Here is a 26,666-nt window from a genome sequence, read left to right on the forward strand (position 1 = left end):
GCGGGGAGCGAACAGCCGCGACAGGCCGCACCGGGACGCGTACCGTTGACACATGGCTACCCTTGACATCACAGGTGAACAGTTCGCATCCACCATTGAAGGCAACGACATTGTCCTGGTCGATTTCTGGGCAGAATGGTGCGGCCCCTGCAAGCAGTTCGGCCCTACCTACTCGGCAGTCTCCGAGAAGCACCCTGACGTCCTCTTCACCAAAGTGGACACCGAAGCCGAGCAGCAGCTCGCGGCAGAGGCAGGCATCACCTCCATCCCCACGCTGATGGCTTTCCGCGAAAAGGTGCTGGTGTTCTCGCAGCCGGGCGCCTTGAATGCCCAGCAGCTTGAACAGGTGGTGGACGCGGTGAAGGCCCTGGACATGGAAGAGGTCCACGCCCATGTGGCCCGCCAGCGGGAGGAAGCCGCGGCCGCGGCCAGCAATCCTTCCAGCCGGCAGAACAGCCCCCAGGACGGCACGCAGATCCCCGACTTCTAAGACTTCAATTAAACGATTGCGGGACCTCCCACCGGAGGTCCCGCAATCGTTTAAGGGCCGGCTTAGACCCGCTCCACCTTGACCGGCTCGGCCAGCAGTGCACTGAGGGATTCGTTGAGGTCCTGGACGGCAACGCCCTTGGAGTGCTTGTCGAGGTCTTCCTCCGACGCCCACTGTTCCGTCAGCACCAGCTTCTCCTCGGTGACTTCGGTGAGCTCGTACCGGATGCAGCCGGGCTCGTTCACCACCTCGTCGATGGCGATTTCCAGGGCCAGCTTCACGCGGAAGAACTCGCCTTCGTTGGGGATGAACGTTGCAATCAGGTCAATCGGTGCACTCATGGATTTCACAATACCGGGCGCCCGCGGCCGGGCAGGCAGTGTTGCGCCGCGGCATGCTTCTCCTCGGTGCTTCCTGTTGGTAGCGTGCCAGCATGCGTGCTTACACAGCCGGGGACACTGACGTCCCGCTCCTGGAAGAGACCATTGGCGCGAACTTTGAGCGCGTTGCCGCGCAGTTCCCCCTGCATGACGCGCTGATTGAAGCCGCGCCCGTGCCGGGCGCTGACGCCCGCCGCTGGAGCTACACCAAGCTGAACGACGACGTCGACCGGCTCGCGCGTGCGCTGCTCGCCCTGGGCGTGGCCAAGGGGGAGAGGGTGGGCATCTGGAGCCCCAACTGCGCGGAGTGGACGCTCCTGCAGTATGCGACCGCCAAGGCGGGCGCCATCCTGGTCAACGTCAATCCGGCCTACCGCAGCCACGAACTTGAATTCGTGGTCAAGCAGAACGGCATGCGGATGCTGGTCACGGCGCCCTCGGACAAGAACAGCGACTACGTGGGCATGGCACGCCAGGCGCTGGCCGTGTGCCCGGACCTGCGCGAACTCGTCTTCCTCCCGGACCATGGCCTGGACGGGCTGGAAGCCGGCGCGCCGCAACGGGACGCGGAACTCACGTACGCCGAACTCCTCAACCGGGCGGACGGCGTCGCACATTCTGTCCTGAGGGCCCGCATGGCCGAGCTCAGCCCGCACGACCCGATCAACCTGCAGTACACCTCCGGCACCACGGGGTTCCCCAAGGGTGCGACGCTGACCCACCACAATATCCTCAACAACGGCTTCGCGATCGGTGAGCTGCTGGGCTACACCGAGCACGACCGGGTGGTCATTCCGGTGCCGTTCTACCACTGCTTCGGGATGGTGATCGGCAACCTGAACGCGCTCAGCCACGGCGCCGCCACCATCATCCCCGGCCGTGGATTCTCGCCTGCGGCGGCGCTGGAGGCGGTGCAGGACTTCGGCGGGACGTCCCTGTATGGCGTGCCCACCATGTTCATTGCGGAACTGGCCCTGCCCGACTTTTCCTCGTACGACTTGTCGACGCTGCGCACGGGCGTGATGGCCGGCTCGCTGTGCCCCGTTGAGGTGATGAACCGGGTGATCTCTGACATGCACATGGTGGACGTGGCCATCTGCTACGGCATGACGGAGACCTCGCCGGTGTCCACCATGACGCGCAAGGGGGACACCCTGCGGCAGCGCACCCAGACCGTGGGCCGGACCATGCCGCAGCTGGAAAGCCGGATCGTGGATCCGGCCACGGGGGAGGAACTGGAACGCGGCCAGATCGGCGAGCTCTGCACCCGCGGCTATGCAGTCATGGCCGGGTACTGGAACCAGCCGGACAAGACGGCCGAAGCGATCGACGCCGACGGGTGGATGCACACCGGCGACCTGGCACGCATGGACGACGACGGGTATGTGGTGGTGGAGGGCCGGATCAAGGACATGGTGGTCCGCGGCGGCGAAAACATCTACCCGCGCGAGATTGAGGAGTTCCTCTACACCCACCCCGCCATCCAGGATGTCCAGGTGATCGGCGTCCCGGACAGCAGGTACGGCGAGGAACTGATGGCCTGCATCATCCTCAAGCCGGGGGCCGAACCGCTGGACGCGGCCGCGCTGGCGGAGTTCTGCCGCGGAAAATTGGCGCACTACAAGATCCCCCGCTACGTGGAGGTGCGCGAGAGCTTCCCGATGACCGTCTCCGGAAAGATCAGGAAAGTGGAGATGCGCGAGCAGGCAGTGGCCCGGCTGGGGCTCTGACTATCCGGGCTGCTGCACCAGGTCGAAGAGGACTTCGCCGTCGCAGATCGAGGTGATCCTGATGGTGTAGCCGTTCATCGCCGCTTCAGAGCCCACCTTGAGATCGTGGAAGTAGACCGGGGTGGGATCCGGGGCATCGGCAGCCAGCGAGACGTCCGCCGTTACGGGAGTGGCTGAGGCCCTCGTACCGGCCAGTCCCACAGTCGGCGTGAACTTCTCGCCCTTGCTGGAATCGGGAAGCAGCGGCCATGATCCGGGAATTGAAGGGACGATACGGTAGGCGCCTGATCCGGTGCAGCTGTCAGTCATTGTGGGCTCCTCAGTGGAAACGGGCGTGGGATCTGTGGATGGACTGGGCGAGCACGCTCCTGTGCCCAGGGTCAGGAGGGCGGCAGCTCCGAGACGGTGGAACCGATGCAGGCGTCCCATCACCGCGCCACCGATGCGTCCTGGTACTTGTCTTTGAAGTCCTGTGGTGTGACGGTCAGGACCGGGTACTGCGAACCCCAGGGGTTCTGCAGGAGAATATTTCCTTCCGCATCCAAACCGGTAACGAAGTAGGCGTGGCTGGTGTGATAGCCGTCCGGGGCACCTTGGGGCAGATCGGCGAGGGTGGTCACCAAAGCGGCGCGTCCCTGCCTGGCAGCCTCCCAGACATCGTCGGGAGCAGTGGTGCGCGCTATGTCCGGTCCCGCCAAATACTGGAACGCGTCCGGACCCCAGTTGCCTTCGATGGCGCGGTAGTGACCCGGCGGGTACGCCCGGTCCGGGGGCGTCCCTTCCTTGGTCCCGTCGTTGTTGTCGTCTTCGGTGTACACCTGCGCCAATGCTTTCTCAACGTAGGCCGGCCAGTTGCCGCCGAAACCCGCCTTGGCGCCCATCTGTGTGCCCTTGTTGTTCGCCGGCAGGTCGGAGGTGACGGTGACCCACTGCTCCTGTCCGTTCTTGTCAAACAGCAGGACAGAAACAGTTCCGTTGCCGTTGTCCGTCACGTGCTCGCTGGCCCAGCCGGGATCGGCATTGATCATGGCCCCGGCGGCTGCCAGAACCACGCAGTCCCCGTACTGGCCCTGCTTGATATCGTCAGTGCTCGGGCGTTGCCCGATGACTGGCCACTTGGGCTCCGCCCACTGGTCGGGCCGGCTGGGGTCCGGACCGCCGGACCTGGCAGCGTCTCCCATCGCTGTTCCATCCGGCTGGGCCCACGGGATGAGGTCTTTCAGCCGGCCCACCTGCTCAGCTGACGCCTTGGACAAGAGCTGGTCCAGTAGTTGTTGCCGTTCGAAGGGGGTGGTTCCCTCGCCGTTGAACAGGCCCTTGCCGTCGGTTGCGGCGCCGCTGCCCAGGCTGCGGATCTCATCGTCGGTCAACGACTCCAGCAACTGGGTCAGCTGGGCGGGTTTGAGCCCGGCCAGGGCATCACGGAGTTCGTTGACGTCCGTATCGTTGCCCACGAAGAAGTTGCTCCCCGACGCAGCGTCCCTGACCAGGCCCCGGAGCCTGTCCAGTTCCGGCGCGGCCAGGTCCGCTTCGCCGCGGTCGGGGTGGCGCGCCACTGAATGTTCCCCGCCGGTCAGGTACTCGGCCGCCGAATCCCAGCCGCCTTTGCCGGAGGGGCCTCCAGCAGCGCTGGTCCGGCCTGCCGTGCCACCGGCGCCGCTGGCGAGTTCCTGTTCATCCGCGTGCCGTCGAGCGGCCTTCCCGGCCTCCGCAAGCGCCTCAATGACTTTGCCGAGCAGGAGGCTGTGGGTACCGGCCCAGTCGTTCCGGAACGCCTCGGCGTCGGCCCCTTTCCACCGGCCCGGGTCGCGCACGTCCCTCGACAGCGCCGTCCTGGTGGACGCCAGACGCGCGGAGGAGGCCGTCAGGGATTTTCCCAGGGCGCGAAGTTGGGCGACGTCCGCCCCATAGATGCCTGCCATTGTTCCCCCAAATAAGTCCGAGCCTCCAACAGCCTAAGCGACGGCAGCCGCGGGCGGCATGGGGAGAACTGCCCGCTAGCTGCGGGGGCCTGATCCGGTGGGGCGGCGGCCTGTTCCCGCCCGGACGGCAACAACGGCCACGACGGCGGCCGCCACCAGCGCTGCCACGACCAGGACAGTGCCACCTTCCTGCCGCGTCAGGGATAACGTGCGGGTACTGCCGCGGCTGACCTCGTTGCCCGGTATGTTCCAGTCAGCCCTGGAGGGGAAGATCCCGGCCGGCAGTTTCTCCTGCTGGAGCTGCCGCTGGGATGCGAGGCGTTCCCTGACCTCATCGTTCGGGGCGGGCACCATCTCGTCCGCCGCCACCGCCGCGGGAAAGTCCACGATGTACGGCTCGCCATAGAACGCCGAGGAAGCCACCGACTCCACCCAGGTGCCCGGCGGCGGTTCCACGCCGTGCCTGGCAAAGGCAGCGAGCAGCATCTCACGGATCTCGCTGAGGCCCTTGCCGCCGGCGTCCCGCGTGACCTCGAAGATGGCCAGCTGGAGCCGCAGCTTCTCATCGAAGGCATGGTCCTTGGCGCTGGGGTCCAGCCCGTCGGAAGAGAGGTGCGCCGGGACCGCGGAGGCCGGATCGGTGCTGCCTGCAGTGGAGCTCATGGGTGTCCTTTCCGTCATGGTGCCGCAATCCGCCTCACGGGAGGCTTCACCGTTGGCCGTACCCATTGCCCCGCGACTCAAGCGGTTGTGGTCGGAGTGAAGATGGGCGGGGAAGCCGTGGTGCCTCGGAATTCTGACTATTCGGGATGGTTGCCCGCCCTCCCATTGATGGTGAAGGGCGTGGTGATCCCTTCGTACATCACATGTGCAACGAGGCCGTCCACCGCGTGCTCGAGCGTATGGCAGTGGTCGGTCCAGATTCCGGGATTGTCGGCAACGAACGCCACGTCGTAGGACTCGCCCGGATGGATGTCGAGCGAATCAATCCACCATGGGCTTCCTTTCGCGGGTATTCCATCACGTGAGAGCACAAGGACATGGTGGCCATGGAGGTGCATCGGATGAACCTCACCCGATTCATTCCGCAGATGCATCAGGACCACATCGCCCTGACGCACGTTGAACATAGGTGCGTCCGGGTAGAGCCGGCCGTTGATGGTCCAGAAGTTGCCGGGCCGGCCGTCGATGACGCCGGGGCGACGTCCGATCGTGTAATCGAAAGTGCGGTCGGGCGACGCCGCCTCGAAGCCAAGCGGGGCGGGGCTTCCGTAGGCCAGGAAGTCGAGCGTCGCTGACGGCTGCCTTGCCCCCGGCTCATCGCCTGTCATGGAGCCGATGAAGATACTGCGGGCTCCTCCGACGTTGAGCCGGGCCGCCCCGTGCGCGGGGGCCTGCATCGTGATGTCCACTCGGCCGCCCGCGGGAACCAGCACTGAGCGGTCCTGGATGACCGCAGGGGCCTTGACCTCCCGTCCGTCAATGGCAGCAACCCGAAAAGGAGCGGCGGACCAGACCGACGCGGTTCCCTGGTCCGTGTTGATAACGCGGATCCTCACGGTTGACCCCGGCTCTGCCGGGACGTGTTCGTCCAGGGCCCGTCCGTTCAGGGTGTGCTGGCCGCCATAAACGTGCAGTAATGCCAGGGCCTCTGTGCTGCCGCCATTGGGGGATGGAACGGCGGGCTCGACCACCACGGCGCCGAGGAGCCCCCGCTCCACCTGCTCATGGGAGAGCTGGTGGGAGTGGTACCAATAGGTGCCGGGATCTTCGGCAACGAACCTGTAGGTATGCTGGCCGCCTACGGGCACTGCGTCCTGGGTGATGCCGGCGACGCCGTCAGCCGCGTTTGGCACGTCCATCCCATGCCAGTGCAGGGTGGCGCCGGCACCAACGGATTCATTGACGAACACAGCCTCCACGAGGTCGCCCTGGCGGGCACGGATGGTGGGCCCCGGAGAAGTGCCGTTGACCGTGTACCCCTGGAACGGGTGGCCCCCAGGTACGTCAATGGTCTGCGAACCTGCAACAAGTCGGATCCGAACGTCGGGCTTTCGGAGCGGGTCTGCCACCAGCTCCGTAACGCTGGTCGAACCGGCGGCTGCTCCGCTGCCCGCCTCCGCATCGTGCCCGGCGTGTCCCCGGCCGAGGGCTCCGGCCGGCCCCATCGTCATGACCGAGTATTCACCCAGCAGCGTCGAACTCCATGCGAGCGCGGCCAGCCCGGCGGCCGCCGTCAACGCGCAGGCGGCGGAGACCCGGCGCACCAGATCAGGTCGTGACGGCATTGGGTGAAGCCAGCCTGGCTACCCTGGCCGCGGCCGTCGGCCTGGTCCGGAGTGCCGCATGGATGGCCGCCACCAACACGGCCAGCGCGTTTGCACCATGGATTAGGCCCAGGTACGGCATGTCCGCGATCGAGTAGCCGAGGGTGGCCTGTAGAGCGACAAGGGCAAAAACGACGCCGGCCCACAACCGTGCGCCGCGCAGGTGCGTTCGTTGGTACTTCACGAAAAATGACAGGATGAGGAGCAGGAGGGCGGCTGCGGGGATGACCATTCCACCGACGATTCCATGGATGGGGAACCCAAGTTCCCCGGTGAATACAGCCTGCCTGCTCTCAACAAGGGCTTTATCGATCACGCCACCCTCCTGGACGAAGTGCGCAATCCCACCGAGCGCGAAGGCGATCGACGCGGCCTGAACCACCACGCCCCCGGCCACAATCCAAGCGAGAACTGCATAGATCCTGCGCATAGTGCACTCCCATCGGTCCGGTCGCCGGCCGTGCGGCGTCTTTCGACCCACGGTAGGCGCGCCCGGGCGGTGCGGGAACGCGGCAGGCCACGGGGTGCATGGAGGAAAGCCTCGGGGGTGGTCCGGTGCACCTACCCCCTCCCGGGAATAGCGGGGAAGGCGGATCATAGGACTGTGCTCCGCAGATGGGGATCATTGGCGCTGCTGGCTCCGCTGGGGGCGGCATCGCTCGCCTACGTCGTCATTGTCCGCGGACTCGGGGATTCCCCTGCCGATCATGCCCTCGCCTGGCCGCTCTTAGGAGTGCTCCCCACGTTTGTCTTTGGCATCTGGCTGCTGACCGTATCCTTGTCCCGATCCGCTGTCTTCGTCGCCCTGGCGGCTACGGCGATGGCTGCCGGTTCGGCCTTCGAAACCCTGGTCCAGCGGAATGCCGGGCTGCTCCAGGAGCCCGGATTTCCGTTCATCAATGCGATTGGCCTGACCGCCGACGCTACGGCGACAGCCAGTTTCCTCATAATGTTCGCTACCTATCCCACCGGAACGCCGGAACGCCGATGGCAGCGGACCGCCCTGAGGTTCCTCTGGGCTCCTGTGCTGGTGGCACCCCTGACCCTGCTGACCACCCCCCATGTGGTGATGCAGGCCTACAGTGGCATCAGCGGGCAATCCATTCCGAATCCGTTGGCGGTGCCTTGGCTGGAGTGGGCCGCGCCCGGCGTGCATTACCTCCTCTACCAGCCGTGGCCCAGCGTGGGGCTGGGGTTGGCGGTGCTCTATTCGCGTGCACTTTTCGGTGATCCGGAGATCCGCGCCCGGATGCGCTTGATGACTTGGGTGGTCACGGTATCCCTGGGTGCCTTCATCTTTTGGACGTTCGGCCGGACCCCTTGGGACACCATTGTGGCCGTCGCCGTCTACGCCAGTCTGCTGGCCATCCCGCTCGCGGCCATCCATGGCATCTTCCGGTATGGGGCATTCGACATCGCAGCCGTGGACCGGGGACGGCATGTGGCCCGGTCCTCCAACCTGCTGATCACGGTTCTCTACGGGATCGGTGCGGCTACTCCGGCGGTGTTGCTGGCCGACAGGCTCACCGTGCTGGGGGCAGTCCTGTTGACCTCGCTGCTGGCTGTCTGCCTGCTGCCGGTACGGGGCTGGCTGCAGGCGTGGATTCAGCGCGCCGTCTTTGGCGACCGGGACCGCCAGTTGGCACTCCTCAGCGAGCTCGGGTCGCGCCTGGAGCAAGCGGTTGAGCCCGCCGAATTGCTCAGCCGTCTTGCGGCCGCCGTGCGCGATGGGCTTGACGCGTCCTGGGTGCGGATCAGCCTGGCGGGAGCTGAGGGCAGGCTCGCGGAGCAGCCCGCCGGCGTGGCAGGCGATGTCAAGGGCGAGGCCCGGCTCCAATGCGGCCTGTCTCGTGCGGACGAAAACCTTGGACATATAGAGGTGGGCCCGCGACGCCGAAGTGATTACAGCGAGGCCGAACGTGCCCTGCTTGGAACTGTTGCCGGCCAGGCCGCGGCATCGGTCGCCAACGTCCGGCTCAGCGCCCAACTCGCGGAGCAGCTCAATGACCTGACCGCATCGCGCGTGCGGCTCGTCGCGGCCCAGGACGACGAGCGGAAGAGGCTGGAGCGGGACCTGCATGACGGAATCCAACAGAACGTGGTGGCCCAGATCGCCGGGCTCCGCTTGGCCCGCAACCGGTTGCAGCGCGGTGAACTGAGGGTGGAGGAGTTGGCCGGCCTGCAGGACCAGGCCCGGGAAACCCTGACGGACCTGCGCGAGCTCGCCCACGGGATCCACCCGCCGGTGCTCAGCGACAACGGCCTGGTGGCAGCTATTGAGTCAAGTGCGGCCCGGTTCCCCATCCCGCTGACCGTGGAAGCGGACGAAAGGGTGCGTGCTGAACGGTTCCCGGAAGACGTGGAAACGACTGCGTACTACGTCGTGCGGGAGGCCCTGGCGAACACCGCCAAGCACTCGCGCGCGACCCTCGCTACTGTGGGGCTCGCCCGAAAGAACGGGCATCTGCATATCGCGATCACCGATGACGGACGCGGAATTCACGAGCCGGTTCCTGCGGCCCGCGGCGGTCTTGCGAACATCCGGGACCGGGTGGCGGCACTGCGGGGCAGCATGGACGTCCTCGGCCATGATCCTTCGGGCACAACCGTCGTGGTGGACCTGCCCGTCGACCGCACGGGGGAATCCGTTGGATGAGTCCGGCGTCCTTCGCGTGGTGATCGCAGAGGACAATTACCTGGTGCGCGAGGGGCTTCGCCGCTTGCTGGAGGACTCCGGTGAAATTGACGTCGTCGCCTCCGTGGGGAGTGCCCTTGAGCTGTTTGACGCCGTCCGCAGGTTCGCGCCGGACGCAGTCCTGACCGATATCCGGATGCCGCCCGGCCACCATATGGAAGGGATTGAGGCGGCGCGCACCATCCGTGCAGCGCATCCTGGTACGGGGGTGGTGGTGCTCTCCCAGCACGCCGACCAAAGCTATGCGCTCGCGCTCTTCGCCGACGGGTCGGCCGGACTTGGCTATTTGCTGAAAGACCGCATTGGCGACCTCGAGGACCTGGTGCATGCCCTTCGCGAGGTGAGGTCGGGGGGGTCCGTCATCGACCCCCAGATTGTGGACACCTTGGTGCGCCGCCGAAGTGCGGTTGCAATGAGTCCGCTCTCCGAACTCTCGCCCCGGGAGCTGGACGTGCTGCGCGAGATGGCGCAGGGCAAGACCAACGCCGGCATCGAACAGTCCCTGTTCCTGTCTGCGTCCACCGTGGAAAAGCACGTGAATTCGATCTTCAGCAAACTCCGGCTTCCCTCAACCGGGGTGCACCGCCGCGTTGCCGCCGTATTGGCGTTCCTGCAGAGCAGCAGCGCCCCGGCGGGCGGTGACCCCTCCACAGCAGGGCAGTAGCGGCCGGCATCAGTGCCCGCGGTGGTCCTGGATGGTCATCCGTGGGCCGAACGTGGGCTTCCGGAAACCCGTGCTCTGGATCATCCGGACCACACGCTGCCGGTGCCCGCGCCAGGGTTCCAGCAGCCGGAGCATGCCGGCGTCGTCCGTCCTGTGTCCGGTCAGTGCCGCCCCCACATAGGCGGCCAGGTGGTAGTCGCCCACCGAAATCGAGTCCGGGCAACCGTGCGTGCGCTGCACCACCTCCGCCGCCGTCCAGATGCCGATGCCCGGGATGACCTGCATCTTCTCCGCAGCCTGGGCGGCCGGCAACGCCGCAAGCCGTTCAAGGGCGACGGCGGAGCGCAGCGCCCGCATGACGGTCGCCGAGCGCTGGGGACCCACCCCGGCCTTATGCCACTCCCAGCTGGGGACCTGCAGCCATTGCGTGGCCGTCGGGCCGACCAAGAGGCCGGGCGGCGTGGAGGTCCCTGCCGCTGGCGCCGGTGTTCCATAGCGGTGCACCAGGTACCGGTACGCGCGCCGCGCCTCGATGACGGTCACCTTCTGCTCCAGGATGATGGGCACCAGCTGGTCCACCATCCGGCCGCTGGAGGGGAGCCGGAGGGCGAGGCTCCGCCTGCGTGCCTCCCGGACCATGCGTGGGAGCGTGGCATGGAAGGCAGGTTCATCGAAATGCTGCCAGTCGTCGTCGCCCCCCAGGAGCCGCGGCACTGCCCTGATCGCGTCTGCGGCACCCGGCCCCCAAGCCTGCGCGTCCACCAGCGCCGGACCTGCCTCGCCGCCGCCCGCGGGGGTGAGGCGCAAGGTAGCGGGACCGCCCGGCGTCGTAAACGCGTTCCAGATGACATCGCCCTGGACGCTGAACGACGGATCGCTGTTGCCGCGCAGCAGCGGTCCCAGGGTGCGGACCAGGCTGTAGGGGCCCTCCGGATACCACCGCAGTGACGCGTCCGCGGCGGCCGCCAGCCGGGGAGGTGCCTCTGCGATGGTCATGTCTTCCATCGTCCCACGGCCCGCTGACAACGGCGGGACCATCGGCCCTTCTCCACTGTGCAGGCCCCGGCTAGGATCACCGCGTGCGGCGCCGGACCGCCGCGCCGCAACCTGACAAACAGGAGGACCGCCATGGCTGGAGTAGTGCATTTCGAAATCCCCGCCGACGACCAGGAACGGGCCCGGAAGTTCTACCGGGACGCCCTTGGCTGGCGGATCGAGCCGGTGCCGGGGATGGACTACAACATGGTCATCACCACGGGCATGGATGACGCTGGCCAGTCAACAACCCCCGGCGCCATCAACGGGGGCATGATGGCCCGCGAAGGGCAGATCACCAGCCCCGTCATCACCGTCGACGTGCCGGACATCGACGCTACCCTGAAGAGCGTGGCGGAATGCGGCGGTTCCGTCGTCATCCCCAAGAACGAAGTCCCCGGCATGGGGTACACGGCCTACTTCAAGGACTCCGAAGGCAACGTGATGGGCCTGTGGGAGAACCTCCCGGCCGGGGACGCCGGCGCGTAGCGGCGAACGTCGCGGCAGCGCCGGCGCATCGCCATGAGTACGTTAGTCCAGGTGCTCGCCGTCATCACTGCGGCAACCCTCATCAGCGTCGGCCTCCTGGAAGCCTTCCGCTACAAGGACCAGCGCCTCCACCCGATCTTCCTGATCAAGCCGGAAGATACCGCGGCGGTGCGGCTATGGACGATCAACGTGGGCTTCTACAACATCGTCTGGGGTTTGTTCGGGATCTCAGGGGTGGTCCTCGCCAACGCCGGCCAAGCCACGGTGGGCCGCACCATCGTGGCAATGATGGCCATCGCACACGCCATCCTCGGCATGGTGCTGATCATCAGTGAACCCAGGCTGTGGATCAGCGGCATTGGCCAGGCTTTCCTCCCCGCCGTCATCCTCTGGCTGATGTTCGCCGGGTAAGCGCAGGCCTGGCTTACCGCATCCCGGTGACCGCCCAAAGGGCCAGGACGGCAACCGGCACCGTCAGCGCGACCGCCACCAGCCCTGCCACCGCGAACCCGCCCCACCGGATGGGAACATTCAGCACGCGGAGCCGCTCATGCCAGAGCAGCGTGGCCAGGGAAGCCCACGGGCTCACCAGCGGCCCGAGGTTGACCCCGACCAGCAGGGCGGCAAGCCGGGCAGGCGAACCGGCAACCGGCTCCAGGGCCAGGTAGGCGGGGAGGTTGTTGACGGTGTTGGCCGCACCTGCACCCAGCGCGGCCAACTGCATTAAGGCCGGCAGGCCCTCCCCGGAACCGGCCACGGCGGCCAGCAGGGAGGTCAGGCCCTGGGCATGCAGCGCCTCCATGAGCATGAAAAGGCCCACGGTCAGCGTGAGTGGCCGCCAGGGGACCATGGACCAGCGCAGTGCTGACCGCCGGCGGCGCAGGAAGACCGCCAGGAGGACGGCGGCAGCCGCCAGGGCGGGGTACTGGACCGGCACGCCGGACACCAGCGCGGGCAGCAGCACCAGCAGCGTCCCGGCGGCGAACTTCAGCAGGGCGGGGTCCTTGGCCGGGTGGGCTGCCCTGGGGCCGTATGTTCCGCGCAGGTCCCGCCGGAACGCCAGCCACAGCAGGCCCAGCGGGACCAGCAGACCTGCCAGGGAAGGCGCCCACACCAGGCCCGCAAACTGCAGGGGGCTCAGGCCCAGCCGGTCCTGCGCCAGCAGGTTGGTCAGGTTGGAGACGGGCAGCAGCAGTGATGCCGTGTTGGCCAGCCAGATGCTGGTGAGGGCAAACGGCAGCGGCGGGATCCGGGCGTGTACGGCCAGGAGGACAACCACGGGCGTCACCAGCACCGCCGTCGTATCCAGGGACAGGAACACCGTGGACACCGTAGCCACCGCAACCACCAGGAGCCACAGCAGGAATACCCGGCCCCTGCCCAGGGCGGCCAACCGGTCCGTCACCACCCGGAACAGGCCGGCCTCATCCACCAGCTCGGTGACGAGCGACATCGCCAGCACAAAGGCCAGGATGGGAATGGTCCGGGATGCCAGCTCACCAAAGGCGGGAAAGGGGAGTGCACTGGATGCCAGGGTTGCAACTCCTGCTGCCAGCGTTGCGCCGGGCAGCAGGTAGCTCCGGGCCGTTTTTGACCATGCGAACTGCTTCACCGGGCTATCCTCGCACCCCTGCCCCGGAACGGCCCGCAGGAAGCGGTAGCTTTGTACCTATGAAGTACGCCCAGTCCATCCTGGACCTCATCGGCAACACCCCCCTCATCAAACTCAACCACGTGACCGAAGGCATCAAAGCCACTGTCCTGGTCAAGCTGGAGTACCTGAATCCGGGCGGATCCATCAAGGACCGCATCGCGGCGCAGATGATCGAGGACGCCGAACGCGAAGGCAAGCTGAAGCCCGGCGGCACCATCGTGGAACCCACGTCCGGCAACACTGGCGTCGGCCTGGCCCTGGTGGCGCAGCAGAAGGGCTACAAGTGCATCTTCGTGGTCCCGGACAAGGTGGGCGAGGACAAGCGCGCCGTGCTGCAGGCCTACGGCGCGGAAGTTGTGGTCACGCCCACGTCCGTCCCGCCGGACAGCCCGCAAAGCTACTACGGAGTCTCGGACCGGATCACCCGGGAGACGCCCGGCGCCTACAAGCCGGACCAGTTCTCCAACCCGGCTGCACCCGGCAGCCACTACAAGACAACCGGGCCCGAGATCTGGCGGGACACTGACGGCAAAGTCACGCACTGCGTCATCGGTGCCGGCACCGGCGGCACCATCACCGGCACCGGGCGATACCTCAAGGAGGTATCGGCGGACCGGCCGGAGTCCGACGGCGGAGTGGTCCGGATCATCGGCGCGGACCCGGAAGGTTCGGTCTACTCAGGCGGCACCGGGCGCCCCTACTTCGTGGAGGGCGTCGGCGAGGACATGTGGCCGGCGAACTACGACAAGACTGTCCCGGACGAAGTGATCGCCGTCAGCGACGCGGACTCCTTCGCGATGACCCGCCGGCTGGCACGGGAAGAGGGCCTGCTGGTGGGCGGTTCGTCCGGCATGGCCGTGGTGGCCGCGCTGAAGGCGGCGAAGGACCTGCCGGAAAGCGCCGTCGTCGTGGTCATCCTGCCCGACTCCGGGCGCGGGTACCTGGCCAAGATCTTCAATGACCAGTGGATGCGCTCCTACGGCTTCCTTTCCGGCGGCGAGGAAACGTCCGTGGGTGAGGTCATCAAGTCCAAGAACGGCGAACTGCCGGACCTGGTGCACATCCACCCCAACGAATCCGTGCGCGACGTCATCAACATCATGAACGAGTACGGCGTCAGCCACATCCCCGTCCTGTCGCAGGAACCGCCCGTGGTGATGGGCGAGGTCCTCGGCGCCGTGGACGAGCGCACCCTGACCGCCAAGCTGTTCCGCGGCGAGGCAAAGCTGACGGACAAGATCTCCGAGCACATGGGTCCCAAGCTGCCCGTGATCGGGTCGCTGGAAACCATCTCCGCCGCCAGGGAGCTGCTCTCGGACGCGGACACGGTGATGGTCACGTTCGTGGGTGCCCCCATCGGCATCCTTACCCGGCACGACCTGCTGGCGTACCTCAGCAACTGATTTGCGTTACCCCGTAAAGGAGCACCATGACCGCCTCTGAGCACCAAGGCTTCAACACCCGCGCCGTCCACGCCGGCCAGGCCTTCGAACCCCGCACCGGCGCGGTGGTCCCCCCGCTGCACTTCAGCTCCACCTATGCCCAGGACGGCATTGGCGGGCTGCGCAGCGGATACGAGTACGGCCGCGGCGGCAACCCTACCCGGGACGCCCTGCAGGAACAGCTGGCCGCGCTGGAACTCGGCACCCACGCCTACAGCTTCAGCTCGGGGCTTGCGGCGGAGGACGCCCTCATCCGCGCGCTGACCCGGCCCGGGGACCACATCGTGCTCGGCAACGACGCCTACGGCGGGACCTACCGGCTGATCAGCCGCGTCCTCGGTGACTGGGGCATCGGCAACACCCCCGTGGACATGGCCAACCTGGACACCGTCCGGCAGGCCGTCGCCGCCAACAGGACCCGCTTCGTCTGGGTGGAGACGCCGTCCAACCCCCTGATGAAGATCACCGACATCGCGGCGCTCGCCGACATAGCGCACGACGCCGGTGCCCTCCTCGTCGTCGACAACACCTTCGCGTCGCCCTACCTGCAGAACCCGCTCGCCCTGGGTGCCGACGTCGTGGTCCACTCCACCACCAAGTACATCGGCGGCCACTCCGACGTGGTGGGCGGCGCCGTCGTGGTCAAGGACGCGGACCTGGCGGAGAAGATCGGCTTCGTCCAGTTCGCCGTCGGCGCCGTGTCCGGGCCCATGGACGCGTTCCTGACCACCCGCGGCCTGAAGACCCTGGGCGTCCGGATGGACCGGCACAGCGAGAACGGCCAGGCCGTGGCCGAGTGGCTGCTGGAACGGCCCGAAGTGGAGGCTGTCCTGTACCCGGGTCTGCCCTCCCACCCGGGCCACGAGCTGGCCAAGAAGCAGATGCGGAAGTTCGGCGGCATGGTGTCCGTCCAGTTCAAGGGTGGTGAAGCCGCAGCCCGGAAGGTGGCCGAATCCACGTCCGTGTTCACCCTGGCCGAGTCCCTGGGCGGCATCGAATCGCTCATGAACTACCCCTCGGAGATGACGCACGCGTCGGTGAAGGGCACCGAACTGGCCGTGCCGGTGAACCTGCTGCGGCTCTCCTGCGGCATCGAGGACGTGGAGGACCTGATAGCGGACCTGGACCAGGCGTTCACCTCGATTCCGTAGCACGACGGCAACCCTGGCTTTCTTGAAAGAAGTCAGCTAGGGTTCCCGTATGCCCCTTCGATCCGACTGGTCCCAACGCACCTGCAGCATGGCCCGCGGCCTGGACATCCTGGGCGACCCCTGGTCCATCCTGGTCCTGCGGGAGGTCTTCTTCGGCAACGGGCGCTTCGACGCCATGAAGGCCCGCCTGGACGTTGCCGACTCGGTGCTTACCAAGCGCCTTGCAGGCCTGGTTGAGTCCGGGCTGCTGGCAAAGAAGGCGTACGACGACGGCGGCCGCACCCGCCAGGAGTACGTCCTCACTGTGATGGGCGAAGACGCCCTGCCGGTCCTGAATGCGGTCACCATCTGGGCGGAAAAGCACCTGCCGGCCCCCTCGGACAGGGCGCACATGTACGTCATCCATGCCGGCTGCGGGCAGCGCACCACCTCCGCCGACACCTGCACCGAATGCGGGGAACGGCTCACCGCCGCCAATACCAGCTGGCACAGCCAGGCCAGGACCGAGCATCCCGTTCCGCTGTCCACCGCATCCCCGAAGGGGTCCGCCGCATGAGCACTCTTCCCCACAAGGCAACAGCACCGGAAGACGCGGCGGCACTGCAGCCCTCACCCGGTCCGCGCCGCCTCCACCCGGCGTGGACCGTCGCGGCCGTGGCGTTCCTGGCGCTGGTGGGCGCCGCCGGATTCCGGGCAGCGCCCGGCGTGCTGATGGTCCCGCTCCAGCAGGAGTTCGGGTGGTCCACCACAGTCCTGTCCGCGGCAGTCAGCATCAACCTGGTCCTGTTCGGCCTCACCGCCCCGTTCGCCGCCGCCTTGATGGAACGCTTCGGCATCCGGGCAGTCACGGCAACCGCCCTGGCCCTGATCGGGACGGGCAGCGCGCTGACGGTGCTGGTCAACCAGTCCTGGCAGATCCTGCTGACGTGGGGCCTGCTGATCGGGCTGGGGACAGGTTCCATGGCACTGGTGTTCGCGGCGACCATCGCCAACACCTGGTTCACGAAGAGCCGGGGACTGGTGATCGGCATCCTCACCGCGGGCAGCGCGGCCGGCCAGTTGGTCTTCCTGCCCTTTATCGCCATGCTGGCCCAGGATCCCGGCTGGCGGCAGGCCTCCCTGCTGATCGCGGCGGGCGCACTCGCCGTGGTCCCGCTGGTGCTGAAGTTCCTCAAGAACTCGCCGGCCGACGTCGGCGTGTTGCCCTACGGCGCGGAACCGGCAGCAAGTCCGGCACCTGCCCGGGCGCCTGCAACCGCGGACGCGCCCCGCACGAACGCCGCAGTCCGTGCCCTCCAGGTGCTCCGGCGTGCCAGCAAGGTCCGCACCTTCTGGGCACTGGCGGCAGGTTTCGCGATCTGCGGCGCCACCACCAACGGCCTGATCGGCACCCACTTCATCCCCTCCGCCCATGACCACGGCATGCCCGAAACCACCGCGGCAGGCCTGCTCGCCGTCGTCGGAATCTTCGACATCGTGGGTACCATTGCCTCCGGCTGGCTCACCGACCGTTTCAACCCCCGTGTCCTGCTCGCCGTCTACTACCAATTCCGCGGCGTCGGCCTGCTGGTGCTCCCGCTGCTGCTGAACGCCGAGGTGCAGCCCAGCATGATCGTCTTCGTGGTGATCTACGGCCTGGACTGGGTGGCCACCGTTCCGCCCACGGCAGCCATCTGCCGGGAGACGTTCGGCGCGGACGGCAGCGTGGTGTTCGGCTGGGTCTTCGCCGCCCACCAGCTGGGGGCCGCGGGTGCCGCGCTTGCCGCCGGCGCCCTCCGCGACGCCACCGGCCACTACACGTACGCGTGGTTCGGCGCGGCAGCCATGTGCACCATCGCCGCCGTCATCAGTGCCACTATCCGGCGGCACCGCGCCCCGCAGGACACCAGCGCCGCTGACACGGAGGCGGCAGCGGCCTGAACCGGGGGAGCAGCCGCGCACGGTTAGGCTGGGTTCCATGGAATCCGTGCCGCCTGTCCCCGTCCGCCCCGTTGCCCTGGTCACGGGGGCCGGACGGCTGGCCGGCATCGGGTCCGGCATAGCCCGGCAGCTGGCCGCCGACGGCTGGGACCTCGTGCTGTCCTACTGGGCTGGTTACGATGCCCGCATGCCATGGGGGAGCGAGCCCGAGGACGTGGTCCGCCTCACCGCGGAGCTGGAGGCCATCGGCGCAAGGGTCCACTCCCTCCCGGCCGACCTGCAGGATCCCGGCGTGCCGGACCGGCTGGTTGCCGAAGCGGTGCAGCTTGCGGGTCGTCTACAGGGGCTGGTGCTCAGCCACGCCGAATCGGTCGATTCGGGCGTGCTGGACACCACGGTGGAATCCTTTGAGCGCCACTTCGCGGTGAACACCCGCGCCAGCTGGCAGCTGATTGCCGCCTTCGCACGGCAAGCAGCGGACGACGGCGGTGCGATCGTTGCGCTGACCAGTGACCACACAGCGTTCAACCTTCCCTACGGTGCGTCGAAGGGGGCGCTGGACCGGATCGTGATTGCCGCCGCGCGGGAGCTGGGCCCGCAGGGGATCAGCGCCAATGTCCTGAACCCCGGCCCGGTTGACACGGGCTGGATGGACGATGAGGTCCGTGCCGCGGTCCTCGAACGGCAACCCACCGGCAGGCTGGGCACGCCGGCCGACGTCGCAGGGACGGTGGCCTTCCTGCTCTCACCGGCGGGCCGGTGGGTTTCCGGGCAGTTGATCAAGGCCGACGGCGGCTTCTCGGCATAAACCCCTCCCAACCAGGCAGCGCGAAATGTCGTCCTGAGCCCCCAAACCGACATTAACTGACACCCAGCCGGGGGAGGGTCAGTGGAAGGCGCCCAGGCCGGTGATGTGCCGGCCCAGGATCAGGGTGTGCACCTCGTCGGTACCCTCATAGGTCCGCACCGACTCCAGGTTCGCGGCGTGCCGCAGCGGTGAGTAGTCACCGGTGATGCCGTTGCCGCCCAGGATGGTCCGGGCCTCACGGGCCACCGCGATGGCCTCGCGGACGTTGTTGAGCTTGGCCAGTGAAATCTGCTCCGGCCGGATGGTCCCTGCGTCCTTGAGCCGCCCGAGGTGAAGTGCCAGCAGCGTGCCCTTCTGGATCTCCACCAGCATGTTCACCAGCTTCTCCTGCGTGAGCTGGTAGCCGGCCAGCGGCTTGCCGAACTGCAGCCGGTCCTGCGAGTACGCCAGCGCGGCCTCGTAGGAATCCCGGGCAGCGCCCATCGCGCCCCAGGCGATGCCGTACCGCGCCTCGTTCAGGCAGGTGAAGGGACCGCGGAGGCCGAAGCCGCCGGGGAGCAGCGCCTCAGGACCAAGCCGGACGCCGTCGAACGCCACGTCGCACTGGATCGAAGCGCGCATGGACAGCTTCTGTTTGATGGGCGTGGCCGTCACGCCGGGCGTGCCGGCTGGCACCAGGAAGCCGCGCACGCCGTCGTCCGTCATGGCCCAGACCACCATCACGCCGGCCGCCGAGGCGAGCCCGATCCAGCGCTTGGCGCCGTTGAGCACCCAGCCGGCGTCGTCCCCACTGCCGTCCCGCTGGGCAACGGTGGCCATGGCGGCTGGATCCGACCCTGCGGTCGGCTCGGTCAGGGCGAAGCAGCCGATGACCTCGCCGGCCGCCATCCGCGGCAGCCACTCCTCCTTCTGCTCCTCCGAGCCCCACGTATGGATGGCCGTCATGGCCAGGGAGCCCTGGACCGAGACGAAAGTGCGGATCCCGGAGTCCCCGGCTTCCAGCTCCATCGCCGCGAGGCCGTACTCGACGGCGGACCGGCCCGGGCAGCCGTAACCCTCCAGGTGCATGCCCAGCACCCCAAGCTCGCCCAACTCGGGGGCGAGCTCCAGGGGAAAGACAGCGTCCTCGTACCACCCGGCAATGTCCGGTTTGATCCGTTGCTCCGTGAAGTCGCGGACCTTCTGGCGGAGCTCCAGCTCATCCGCGGACAGCAGGGAGTCGAGGTCCAGGACGTCGGATGGGCCGGCCATGGCTTCGCCCGTCACTTCTTCGCCCGGCATTTCCTCACGAGTCATTTCTTCGCCCGTCTTCACCGGTCATTTCCTCACCAGGAAGTAGCCCCGGGTGGAGGGCAGGAACCGGCAAACGGCGGCGAGCACCACGCCCAGGGACAGCAGCAGGACACCGCTCACAAAGGCCCCGCCGACGCCGAAGATCTGGGTGTCGCCGTACGCCGGGTCCCACATCTGGATGGCGGAGATGAAGAAGGCGGCGGTCAGCAGCACCGCACCCAGCAGCGGCAGGATGCCGCGGAACCACAGGTTGCGGGCGGACCCGCGCAAGGTCCCCCGGAAGTACCAGAAGCAGGCGAACCCGGTCAGGGCGTAGTAGAACGCGATGAACAGGCTGATGGCGCTGATGGAGTCCGACAGGAGGTTCTCGCTCAGGAAACTCATGGCCACGTAGTAGGCTGCGGCCGCGCCACCCATCACCTGCGTGGAGAAGCCCGGGGTCTGGTTCTTCGGATGCACTTCACCGAACTTCGCCGGCAGGGCGCCGTGGACGCCCATGGACAGGGTGCCCCGGGCGGTGGGCAGGATGGTGGTCTGGGTGGAGGACAGGACCGAGGCCAAAACCGCGACGACGATCAGCCAGCCCCATGGACCCAGCACCACGTCCTTCATGGCGAGGAAAACGTCGTCCTGGTTGGCCTCGTTGCCCAGACCGATTCCTTCCGAACCGACGGTGGCGTACATCATCACCAGCAGCGCCACGGAAACGTAGATTGCCACCAGAACGAAGGCCGAGATCACCGCGCCGCGGCCCGGCGTGGTGGACGGATTCTCGGTTTCCTCGTTCACCGCCAGGCAGGTGTCCCAGCCCCAGTAGATGAACAGGGCCAGCAGGGCACCGTGCACCACTGCACCGGGATCGCCGAAGGCGCCCAAGGGGTTGAACCATTCGAAGTCGAACGCCTGGCCCTCGGGTGCACCCCCGACGATGCGCACCACGAGGGCCAGCGCGAAGATGCCCAGCGCTATGTACTGGATGTAGGTCAGCACCCGCTGGACATGCTCACCCAGCCGGATGCCCCGGTAGTTCACCAGCGTCATCAGCACGATGAACAGCAGTCCCGTCCCCGTGACCAGCACCTTGTTCTGCGCCAGCGATCCGTCACCCACCAGGAGCCACAGGTACTGGCCGGCCACCTGCGCGAGATTGGCCAGGACCACGATCCCGGCGAGCGCCACGCCCCAGCCGCCCAGCCAGCCTGCCCAGGGGCCGAAGGCCTGGCGGGACCAGGTGAACGTGGTGCCGCAGTCCGGAATGGCACTGTTGAGCTCGCGGAAGGCGTAGGCGATGAACAGGACCGGGACGAAGCCCAGGAGGAGGATCAGCGGAGTGTAGTTACCGTTCACCGCAACGATGAGTCCCAGGGTGGCGGCCAGCGAATACACCGGGGCGGTGGACGCCAGCCCCAGCATGACCGAGTCGCCAAGGTCCAGGATGCCGGCCCGCAATCCCTTGGCCGGGACCGGGGCGCCGCCCCCGCCTCCGGGGCTTCCCGTCGTCGTCATCTCTGCACTCATAGGGAGACACCTGCCTTGGTGGGGTTGGCCACGGCCGAAAGCGGCGCCGGCGCGTCGATGGTGTTGGGTACGAAGCGGCAGAAGTAGTCCGTGACCGGCCCGTCCGATTCGCGGATGCCGCAGCCCACGGACTCGCCGTCCACCACCCAGAGGCCCAGGACCGGATGGTTGCCGTCGAAGTCGGGCAAGGGATGGTACTGCTGGTAGCACCACCCCTCCCGGCCGTAGCCGCCGGGCTGTTCCAGGTTGATGCCGTCCGCGTGGATCCGGATGTTGTCCCCCTCGCGGCCGTGCAGCGGCTTGCCCACCCATTCCTTGAGCGGCCCGGGATCCGTGAGGTAGGCGGGCAACAGGTTGGGGTGGTTGGGGTAGAGGTGCCACAGCGCGGCGAGGAGGGCCTTGTTGGAGAGCAGCATCTTCCAGGCGGGTTCCACCCAGCGCGGGTTGTGGGCGCGTTCCAGCAGCCGGTGGCCGAAGGGCTCCTTCATCATCAGCTCCCAGGGATAGAGCTTGAAGATGGTGCTGATCAGGAAGTTGTCCAGGTCCACGAAGCGGTTCAGGTTGGGGTCCCAGCCGATATCGGACATGTTGATCCCGATGGTGGTCCACCCCGCCTGGCTGGCAACGTCGCGCATGTACGCGGCCGTCATCCAGTCCTCGCCGGATTCCTCGACCTCCGAGTGCGCCACGTGCAGGGTGCTCATGCCCGTCCGGTACTGGAACTTCTTCCACTGCCGGATCAGCGCCTCATGGATGCCGTTCCACTGGTCTTTCTCCGGGAACACGTCCTGCAGCCAGAACCACTGCGCGACGGCGGCTTCAATCAGCCCGGTGGGGGTGTCGGCGTTGTATTCGAGCATCTTGGCCGGCCCGCCCCGCCCGTCGTAGATGAAATCGAACCGCCCGTAGACGTCCACGTCGCCGGCCTGCAGCGATTCCGCCGCCAGTTCCAGGGCCTGGGGTCCGATGCCGATGCTGCCCATGGCCCCGGTGGCGAGGAACTTCGCAGCTTCCAGGCACATCCGGTGCATGTCCTCGGCGGCCACCTCCAGGGTCTCCACCTCGTCCATGGTGAATTCGTAGTAGGCGGACTCGTTCCAGTACTCGATCTTCCGCCCGTCATCCATGGTGGTGGTGGAGAAGACCAGGCCCTGCTCTTCGATCTTCTGCTTCCAGCCCGGCCGGGGTTCCGACAGCAATCTTTTCACCGGTCAGCCACCCGAGACCTTGCTGCCGCCGCCGCTTGACCCGCTCTTGGCGCTGGTGCCGAAGCCGCCGCGGCTCACGGTGCCGCCCTTGCTGCTGTATCCCGAGGAGGCCTTGGCCCCGCTGGGGATGGTTCGGGTGTAGTTGGGCGCGGTGGACCGGTTCTGGCCGATTGAGGGCACGCTCGCGCCGCGGGAGTAGAAGTACCAGGCGTAGATTCCGCCGCTGCGGCCGGCGGAACTGTCGCAGTTGGTGTCCGCCACGCGCTCGCCGGTTTCGTCGTTGAAGCACACCTGCGCGTACTCGGGGTCGTCCTCGTTGCTGGCAACAACGGCCGTGATGGTTCCGGCCAGCAGCGCCGTGACGCCCAGGCCCACCACCACAGTCCGCCGCTGGGATCGCTTCTTCCGGGCCGCGGCGTCGTTGAGCTGCTTTTCCCGTTCCCGTGCGAACGGGTCAACCGGCGTGACGGGCTCATTCAGGAGCTCCGGGCGCAGCTCGGGTTTGGGGACCTGCCAGGGAGGAGGCTTGGGCGTGTTCTCCCCGCCGGATCCGCCGGACGGCGCAGTCCCGTCCGGGTCTTGTCGGTTCGAGTCCACGGCGTCCCCTTCGTCGTTCAGGTGAATAGGCACAGCGCTGCACCCCCAAATGCAATCCTCGCTTCAGCGTAGTACCTGGCGGTGCGGCCTGCGAGCAGGACGGCACCCCCACGGCAGGGGAGAACTGCCCATCTCCCGGCCGCGCGGGCGCAGCACCGCCGAACCCTAGACTGATGCCATGGAAACAGCTTCAGTCCTCGCCGTCTGCCGCGTCCACCAGCTCTTGCCGGACGCTTCCAGCGTGGGGGTGACTGCCATCGACAAGCGCCCTGCCGAAGGGCCGGTCAAGGTGCACAGGCTGGGACTGCAGGGCGATATCCAAGCCAACCGGGTCCACCACGGCGGCCCGGACCAGGCCATCTACGCCTACTCCCAGACGGACGCCGAATATTGGGCCGGCCTGCTGCAGCGGGACGTCCCGCCGGGAGCATTCGGAGAGAACCTCCGGGTGGCCGGCATCGATGCAACATCGGCGGTGATCGGCGAGCGCTGGCGGATCGGGCTCGACGTCGAGCTTGAGGTCACGTCGCCACGGACCCCGTGTGCCACGTTCCAGCGGCGGCTGGGGGAGCGGCAGTGGGTCAGGCGCTTCACCGAGGAAGGCCGGGTGGGAGCGTACCTGCGCGTCCTGAAGACAGGCAGCATCCAGGCCGGCGACCACATCCACCGGATCTTCGTCCCGCAGCACGGGATCACGGTGGGTAAATGGTTCAGCGAGCCTGACGTCGAGTCCATGGAGGCGCTCAAGGACGCGGACGCCGAGGGCCAGATCCGCCTGCAACAGCCGGAATTCAGCAAGAAATTCGCGGCCCTGCAACGGCAGCTGGGTCTCTGACGGAAGTGAAGTACGACGGCGGGAGGTGCGGCTGTGCGCAAGCTCACCGCCGCCGTCGTCCCTTCGATTACCGCCGCGGCGCCTGCGTGCCCTACACTGGATACATCCCCCACTCCGGAAATCCCTTATTCCTGCCCAATTTTTGAGGCAGGACTGGCAAGTGTTGGGGCCCGCGCAAGCGATGCGGGCATTTTCATAGGGAGAGCCGGCTAAAGAAAACGCTGTACAGACTGCTGGGATAGCAGCCAAGAGATGCAGCGCGAAGTCCTGCCACGGGATTGCGAAAGCGCCGGACTTCTGTGACCGGCCGGTCAACGTTTGCCCGGCACCATCGGCACGTGTACTGCGGCTCCGCTCACCTCGGGTAGTGCCGCCTGGCCCCCTATGGATGAGGAATAACTCCCTATGCCCGAAAATCAGAACGAAACCACCGCTGTTATCGAGGACGCCCCTGTGGCTGCTGCCGAGGCTCCCGTAACCGCTCCCGCAACTGAGGCTCCTGCCACGACTGCGCCCGCCGCGGACGAAGACGAAAACACCGTGAAGTTCGCCGACCTCGGCATCGACGGCCGTGTCCTGGCCGCCCTGCAGGATGTTGGGTACGAAAAGCCGTCCCCCATCCAGGCAGCCACCATCCCGCTGCTGCTCGAAGGCCGCGACGTTGTCGGCCTGGCGCAGACCGGTACCGGCAAGACTGCAGCATTCGCAGTGCCGGCACTGTCCCGCCTGGCCGAACTCCACGACCTGAACGGCCCGTCCCGCAAAACCCAGGCCCTGGTCCTGGCCCCCACCCGCGAGCTCGCGCTGCAGGTGGCGGAGGCGTTCACCTCCTACGCCAAGCACATCGACGACTTCACCGTGCTGCCCGTCTACGGCGGCTCCGCCTACGGTCCCCAGCTTGCCGGCCTGCGCCGCGGCGCCCAGGTGGTTGTGGGTACCCCCGGCCGCGTGATTGACCACATCTCCAAGGGCTCCCTGGACCTGTCCGAACTCCAGTACCTGGTGCTGGACGAGGCCGACGAGATGCTGCGCATGGGCTTCGCCGAAGACGTGGAGCAGATCTTCCAGCAGACCCCCGAGGACCGCCAGGTGGCGCTGTTCTCGGCCACCATGCCGAGCCAGATCCGCCGCATGTCCAAGCAGTACCTGAACGACCCCGCGGAGATCTCGGTCAAGACCAAGACGTCCACGGGCACCAACATCCGCCAGCGCTACCTGCAGATCATGGGTCCGCAGAAGCTGGACGCGATGACCCGCATCCTCGAGGTGGAAGAGTTCGACGGCGTGATCGCCTTCGTGCGCACCAAGATGGCCACCGAGGACCTGGCTGACAAGCTGAAGTCCCGCGGCTTCCAGGCTGCCGCCATCAACGGCGACATCCCCCAGCAGCAGCGTGAACGCACCGTTGACGCGCTGAAGGAAGGCCGGATCGACATCCTCGTGGCCACCGACGTCGCAGCCCGCGGCCTGGACGTGGAGCGCATCAGCCACGTCATCAACTACGACATCCCGCACGACACCGAGTCCTACGTGCACCGCATCGGCCGCACCGGCCGCGCGGGCCGCAACGGTGACGCGATCCTGTTCATGACGCCGCGGGAAAAGTACCTGCTGCGCGCCATCGAAAAGGCCACCCGCCAGCCGGTGGAGCAGATGCACCTGCCCACCGCGGAGACCGTGAACACCCTGCGCCTGGGCAAGTTCGCCGAGCGCATCACGGAAACCCTGGCCTCCGAGGACGTCTCGATGTTCCGCGACCTCATCGCCTCCTACGAAGAAGAGCACAAGGTGCCGGCGGCAGAAATCGCCGCGGCACTGGCCGTCATGGCACAGGGCGGGCAGCCGCTGCTGGTCAAGGAACTGCCCGCTGCTCCCGAGTTCCAGAAGCGCGAACGCTCCAAGGACGGCTTCGGCTCCCGCGGGCCCACCCGCCAGCTGACCGAAGGCAACGCCACCTACCGCATCGCGGTGGGCCGCCGCCAGCGCGTCATGCCCGGCTCGATCGTGGGCGCCATCGCCAACGAGGGCGGCATCTCTTCCGCCCAGATCGGTGGCATCGACATCCGCTCGGACCACTCCCTGGTGGAGCTTCCCGCGGACCTGAGCCAGGACCAGCTGCGCGCATTGTCCCGCACCCGGATCGGCGGAGAGCTGATCCACCTGGAGCTGGACAACGGCCGCAGGCCTTCCGGCGACCGCGGCGCCTACCAGGGCAACCGTGGCGGCGACCGCGGCGGCAACTTCAAGGGCAGCGGCGGCTTCAAGAAGGAATTCCGGAAGAACGACGGCGAGCGGTCCTCGGCCGACCGCGGTGGACGTTCGTACAGCGAGCGTTCCGAGCGTTCCTTTGGCCACGGTGAGGGGTCCCGCAAGCCCCGCCACGGCGGCGACAGCTTCAACCGCAAGGGCAAGTGGTAGACCTTCCGCGGGTTTGAGTAATTGACGACGGCGATGGGCCGGCTTTCGAGCCGGCCCATCGGCGTTTAACGCCCGGTCACATGTGGGGCT

Annotated in this window: 25 protein-coding genes; 13 read left to right on the forward strand and 12 right to left on the reverse strand. The window is 67.3% G+C overall.

The window, feature by feature from the left end; translation table 11 throughout:
• Positions 1-52 precede the first annotated feature (52 nt).
• Positions 53-490 (forward strand): co-chaperone YbbN, encoded by a 438-nt coding sequence (locus K4G53_RS14565; RefSeq protein WP_221386390.1) that lies wholly within the window; start codon positions 53-55, stop codon positions 488-490.
• Between the two features lie 62 nt (positions 491-552).
• Here the strand turns inward: K4G53_RS14565 and K4G53_RS14570 are convergent, their stop codons facing one another.
• Positions 553-831, reverse strand: a complete 279-nt coding sequence (locus K4G53_RS14570; protein WP_221386391.1) for a putative quinol monooxygenase — start codon at positions 829-831, stop codon at positions 553-555.
• 92 nt (positions 832-923) lie between these two features.
• On the opposite strand from K4G53_RS14570, the gene K4G53_RS14575 reads away from it, so the two are divergent.
• The gene (locus K4G53_RS14575; RefSeq protein WP_221386392.1) at positions 924-2,600 is read left to right on the forward strand and encodes an AMP-binding protein; all 1,677 of its coding nucleotides are present in this window, start codon (positions 924-926) and stop codon (positions 2,598-2,600) included.
• On the opposite strand, the gene K4G53_RS14580 is transcribed toward K4G53_RS14575, so the two are convergent.
• The 5 genes from K4G53_RS14580 to K4G53_RS14600 form a co-directional block, all read right to left on the reverse strand.
• Entirely contained in the window at positions 2,601-2,909 is a 309-nt protein-coding gene (locus tag K4G53_RS14580; protein WP_221386393.1) for a hypothetical protein, read from the reverse strand.
• 119 nt (positions 2,910-3,028) lie between these two features.
• Complete coding sequence (locus K4G53_RS14585; protein WP_221386394.1) at positions 3,029-4,522, reverse strand: C2 family cysteine protease; 1,494 nt, start codon at positions 4,520-4,522, stop codon at positions 3,029-3,031.
• 75 nt (positions 4,523-4,597) lie between these two features.
• Positions 4,598-5,185: a hypothetical protein gene (locus tag K4G53_RS14590; protein WP_221386395.1), complete on the reverse strand. Its 588-nt coding sequence runs from the start codon at positions 5,183-5,185 to the stop codon at positions 4,598-4,600.
• A 137-nt stretch (positions 5,186-5,322) separates the two neighbouring features.
• A complete protein-coding gene (locus K4G53_RS14595) occupies positions 5,323-6,810 on the reverse strand; it encodes a multicopper oxidase family protein (protein WP_221386396.1) in 1,488 nt (495 codons plus the stop codon).
• Positions 6,794-7,279 (reverse strand): hypothetical protein, encoded by a 486-nt coding sequence (locus tag K4G53_RS14600; RefSeq protein ID WP_221386397.1) that lies wholly within the window; start codon positions 7,277-7,279, stop codon positions 6,794-6,796. The genes K4G53_RS14595 and K4G53_RS14600 overlap by 17 nt, the downstream gene beginning before the upstream one ends.
• Before the next feature lie 174 nt (positions 7,280-7,453).
• Between K4G53_RS14600 and K4G53_RS14605 the strand changes: the two genes are divergently transcribed.
• Together K4G53_RS14605 and K4G53_RS14610 are read left to right on the forward strand one after the other, a co-directional pair.
• Positions 7,454-9,505: a sensor histidine kinase gene (locus tag K4G53_RS14605; protein WP_221386398.1), complete on the forward strand. Its 2,052-nt coding sequence runs from the start codon at positions 7,454-7,456 to the stop codon at positions 9,503-9,505.
• On the forward strand, positions 9,498-10,208 hold the full coding sequence (locus tag K4G53_RS14610; RefSeq protein WP_260323613.1) for a response regulator transcription factor: 711 nt from the start codon (positions 9,498-9,500) through the stop codon (positions 10,206-10,208). Before K4G53_RS14605 ends, K4G53_RS14610 begins: the two co-directional genes overlap by 8 nt.
• 9 nt (positions 10,209-10,217) lie before the next feature.
• Here the strand turns inward: K4G53_RS14610 and K4G53_RS14615 are convergent, their stop codons facing one another.
• Positions 10,218-11,204 (reverse strand): DNA-3-methyladenine glycosylase, encoded by a 987-nt coding sequence (locus K4G53_RS14615; RefSeq protein WP_221386400.1) that lies wholly within the window; start codon positions 11,202-11,204, stop codon positions 10,218-10,220.
• Positions 11,205-11,336: 132 nt separating this feature from the next.
• Here K4G53_RS14615 and K4G53_RS14620 point away from each other — a divergent pair, with 132 nt between their 5' ends.
• Positions 11,337-11,732, forward strand: coding sequence for a VOC family protein (locus K4G53_RS14620; RefSeq protein WP_221386401.1), 396 nt, complete (start codon positions 11,337-11,339; stop codon positions 11,730-11,732).
• 33 nt (positions 11,733-11,765) lie between these two features.
• The gene (locus K4G53_RS14625) at positions 11,766-12,143 is read left to right on the forward strand and encodes a DUF1304 family protein (protein WP_221386402.1); all 378 of its coding nucleotides are present in this window, start codon (positions 11,766-11,768) and stop codon (positions 12,141-12,143) included.
• Positions 12,144-12,156: 13 nt separating this feature from the next.
• Here K4G53_RS14625 and K4G53_RS14630 read toward each other — a convergent pair whose 3' ends face one another.
• A complete protein-coding gene (locus tag K4G53_RS14630; protein WP_221386403.1) occupies positions 12,157-13,344 on the reverse strand; it encodes an SLC13 family permease in 1,188 nt (395 codons plus the stop codon).
• Between the two features lie 59 nt (positions 13,345-13,403).
• Here K4G53_RS14630 and K4G53_RS14635 point away from each other — a divergent pair, with 59 nt between their 5' ends.
• The 5 genes from K4G53_RS14635 to K4G53_RS14655 are packed head-to-tail and all read left to right on the forward strand — an operon-like array spanning position 13,404 to position 18,707.
• Positions 13,404-14,789 carry a cystathionine beta-synthase gene (locus K4G53_RS14635; RefSeq protein ID WP_221386404.1) on the forward strand — a complete coding sequence of 462 codons (1,386 nt, stop codon included), beginning with the start codon at positions 13,404-13,406 and terminating at the stop codon, positions 14,787-14,789.
• Between the two features lie 26 nt (positions 14,790-14,815).
• Complete coding sequence (locus K4G53_RS14640; RefSeq protein ID WP_221386405.1) at positions 14,816-15,979, forward strand: cystathionine gamma-synthase; 1,164 nt, start codon at positions 14,816-14,818, stop codon at positions 15,977-15,979.
• A gap of 49 nt (positions 15,980-16,028) precedes the next feature.
• Positions 16,029-16,535 (forward strand): helix-turn-helix domain-containing protein, encoded by a 507-nt coding sequence (locus K4G53_RS14645; RefSeq protein WP_221386406.1) that lies wholly within the window; start codon positions 16,029-16,031, stop codon positions 16,533-16,535.
• On the forward strand, positions 16,532-17,899 hold the full coding sequence (locus K4G53_RS14650) for an MFS transporter (protein WP_221386407.1): 1,368 nt from the start codon (positions 16,532-16,534) through the stop codon (positions 17,897-17,899). The genes K4G53_RS14645 and K4G53_RS14650 overlap by 4 nt, the downstream gene beginning before the upstream one ends.
• Positions 17,900-17,936: 37 nt before the next feature.
• Positions 17,937-18,707 (forward strand): SDR family oxidoreductase, encoded by a 771-nt coding sequence (locus tag K4G53_RS14655; protein ID WP_221386408.1) that lies wholly within the window; start codon positions 17,937-17,939, stop codon positions 18,705-18,707.
• 78 nt (positions 18,708-18,785) lie between these two features.
• Here the strand turns inward: K4G53_RS14655 and K4G53_RS14660 are convergent, their stop codons facing one another.
• The 4 genes from K4G53_RS14660 to K4G53_RS14675 are packed head-to-tail and all read right to left on the reverse strand — an operon-like array spanning position 18,786 to position 23,323.
• Positions 18,786-19,988 (reverse strand): acyl-CoA dehydrogenase family protein, encoded by a 1,203-nt coding sequence (locus K4G53_RS14660; protein ID WP_221386936.1) that lies wholly within the window; start codon positions 19,986-19,988, stop codon positions 18,786-18,788.
• A gap of 36 nt (positions 19,989-20,024) precedes the next feature.
• Positions 20,025-21,518 (reverse strand): APC family permease, encoded by a 1,494-nt coding sequence (locus K4G53_RS14665; protein WP_221386409.1) that lies wholly within the window; start codon positions 21,516-21,518, stop codon positions 20,025-20,027.
• A complete protein-coding gene (locus K4G53_RS14670; protein ID WP_221386410.1) occupies positions 21,515-22,726 on the reverse strand; it encodes a glutathionylspermidine synthase family protein in 1,212 nt (403 codons plus the stop codon). The genes K4G53_RS14665 and K4G53_RS14670 overlap by 4 nt, the downstream gene beginning before the upstream one ends.
• A 3-nt stretch (positions 22,727-22,729) precedes the next feature.
• On the reverse strand, positions 22,730-23,323 hold the full coding sequence (locus K4G53_RS14675; RefSeq protein ID WP_308287914.1) for a Tat pathway signal protein: 594 nt from the start codon (positions 23,321-23,323) through the stop codon (positions 22,730-22,732).
• 178 nt (positions 23,324-23,501) lie between these two features.
• Between K4G53_RS14675 and K4G53_RS14680 the strand changes: the two genes are divergently transcribed.
• Both K4G53_RS14680 and K4G53_RS14685 read left to right on the forward strand, forming a co-directional pair.
• The gene (locus tag K4G53_RS14680; RefSeq protein ID WP_221386411.1) at positions 23,502-24,158 is read left to right on the forward strand and encodes an MOSC domain-containing protein; all 657 of its coding nucleotides are present in this window, start codon (positions 23,502-23,504) and stop codon (positions 24,156-24,158) included.
• Positions 24,159-24,563: 405 nt separating this feature from the next.
• Complete coding sequence (locus K4G53_RS14685) at positions 24,564-26,576, forward strand: DEAD/DEAH box helicase (RefSeq protein WP_260323615.1); 2,013 nt, start codon at positions 24,564-24,566, stop codon at positions 26,574-26,576.
• Positions 26,577-26,666: the final 90 nt, after the last annotated feature.

It is taken from the genome of Arthrobacter sp. MAHUQ-56 (assembly GCF_019710585.1).
In the GTDB taxonomy this organism is placed as follows: domain Bacteria; phylum Actinomycetota; class Actinomycetes; order Actinomycetales; family Micrococcaceae; genus Arthrobacter.

Coding starts and splice junctions, on each gene's coding strand:
- K4G53_RS14565 (WP_221386390.1), top strand. CDS start 53: ATGGCTACCCTTGACATCACAGGTGAACAGTTCGCATCCACCATTGAA.
- K4G53_RS14570 (WP_221386391.1), bottom strand. CDS start 831: ATGAGTGCACCGATTGACCTGATTGCAACGTTCATCCCCAACGAAGGC.
- K4G53_RS14575 (WP_221386392.1), top strand. CDS start 924: ATGCGTGCTTACACAGCCGGGGACACTGACGTCCCGCTCCTGGAAGAG.
- K4G53_RS14580 (WP_221386393.1), bottom strand. CDS start 2,909: ATGACTGACAGCTGCACCGGATCAGGCGCCTACCGTATCGTCCCTTCA.
- K4G53_RS14585 (WP_221386394.1), bottom strand. CDS start 4,522: ATGGCAGGCATCTATGGGGCGGACGTCGCCCAACTTCGCGCCCTGGGA.
- K4G53_RS14590 (WP_221386395.1), bottom strand. CDS start 5,185: ATGAGCTCCACTGCAGGCAGCACCGATCCGGCCTCCGCGGTCCCGGCG.
- K4G53_RS14595 (WP_221386396.1), bottom strand. CDS start 6,810: ATGCCGTCACGACCTGATCTGGTGCGCCGGGTCTCCGCCGCCTGCGCG.
- K4G53_RS14600 (WP_221386397.1), bottom strand. CDS start 7,279: ATGCGCAGGATCTATGCAGTTCTCGCTTGGATTGTGGCCGGGGGCGTG.
- K4G53_RS14615 (WP_221386400.1), bottom strand. CDS start 11,204: ATGACCATCGCAGAGGCACCTCCCCGGCTGGCGGCCGCCGCGGACGCG.
- K4G53_RS14620 (WP_221386401.1), top strand. CDS start 11,337: ATGGCTGGAGTAGTGCATTTCGAAATCCCCGCCGACGACCAGGAACGG.
- K4G53_RS14625 (WP_221386402.1), top strand. CDS start 11,766: ATGAGTACGTTAGTCCAGGTGCTCGCCGTCATCACTGCGGCAACCCTC.
- K4G53_RS14635 (WP_221386404.1), top strand. CDS start 13,404: ATGAAGTACGCCCAGTCCATCCTGGACCTCATCGGCAACACCCCCCTC.
- K4G53_RS14640 (WP_221386405.1), top strand. CDS start 14,816: ATGACCGCCTCTGAGCACCAAGGCTTCAACACCCGCGCCGTCCACGCC.
- K4G53_RS14645 (WP_221386406.1), top strand. CDS start 16,029: ATGCCCCTTCGATCCGACTGGTCCCAACGCACCTGCAGCATGGCCCGC.
- K4G53_RS14650 (WP_221386407.1), top strand. CDS start 16,532: ATGAGCACTCTTCCCCACAAGGCAACAGCACCGGAAGACGCGGCGGCA.
- K4G53_RS14655 (WP_221386408.1), top strand. CDS start 17,937: ATGGAATCCGTGCCGCCTGTCCCCGTCCGCCCCGTTGCCCTGGTCACG.
- K4G53_RS14660 (WP_221386936.1), bottom strand. CDS start 19,988: ATGCCGGGCGAAGAAGTGACGGGCGAAGCCATGGCCGGCCCATCCGAC.
- K4G53_RS14665 (WP_221386409.1), bottom strand. CDS start 21,518: ATGAGTGCAGAGATGACGACGACGGGAAGCCCCGGAGGCGGGGGCGGC.
- K4G53_RS14680 (WP_221386411.1), top strand. CDS start 23,502: ATGGAAACAGCTTCAGTCCTCGCCGTCTGCCGCGTCCACCAGCTCTTG.
- K4G53_RS14685 (WP_260323615.1), top strand. CDS start 24,564: ATGCCCGAAAATCAGAACGAAACCACCGCTGTTATCGAGGACGCCCCT.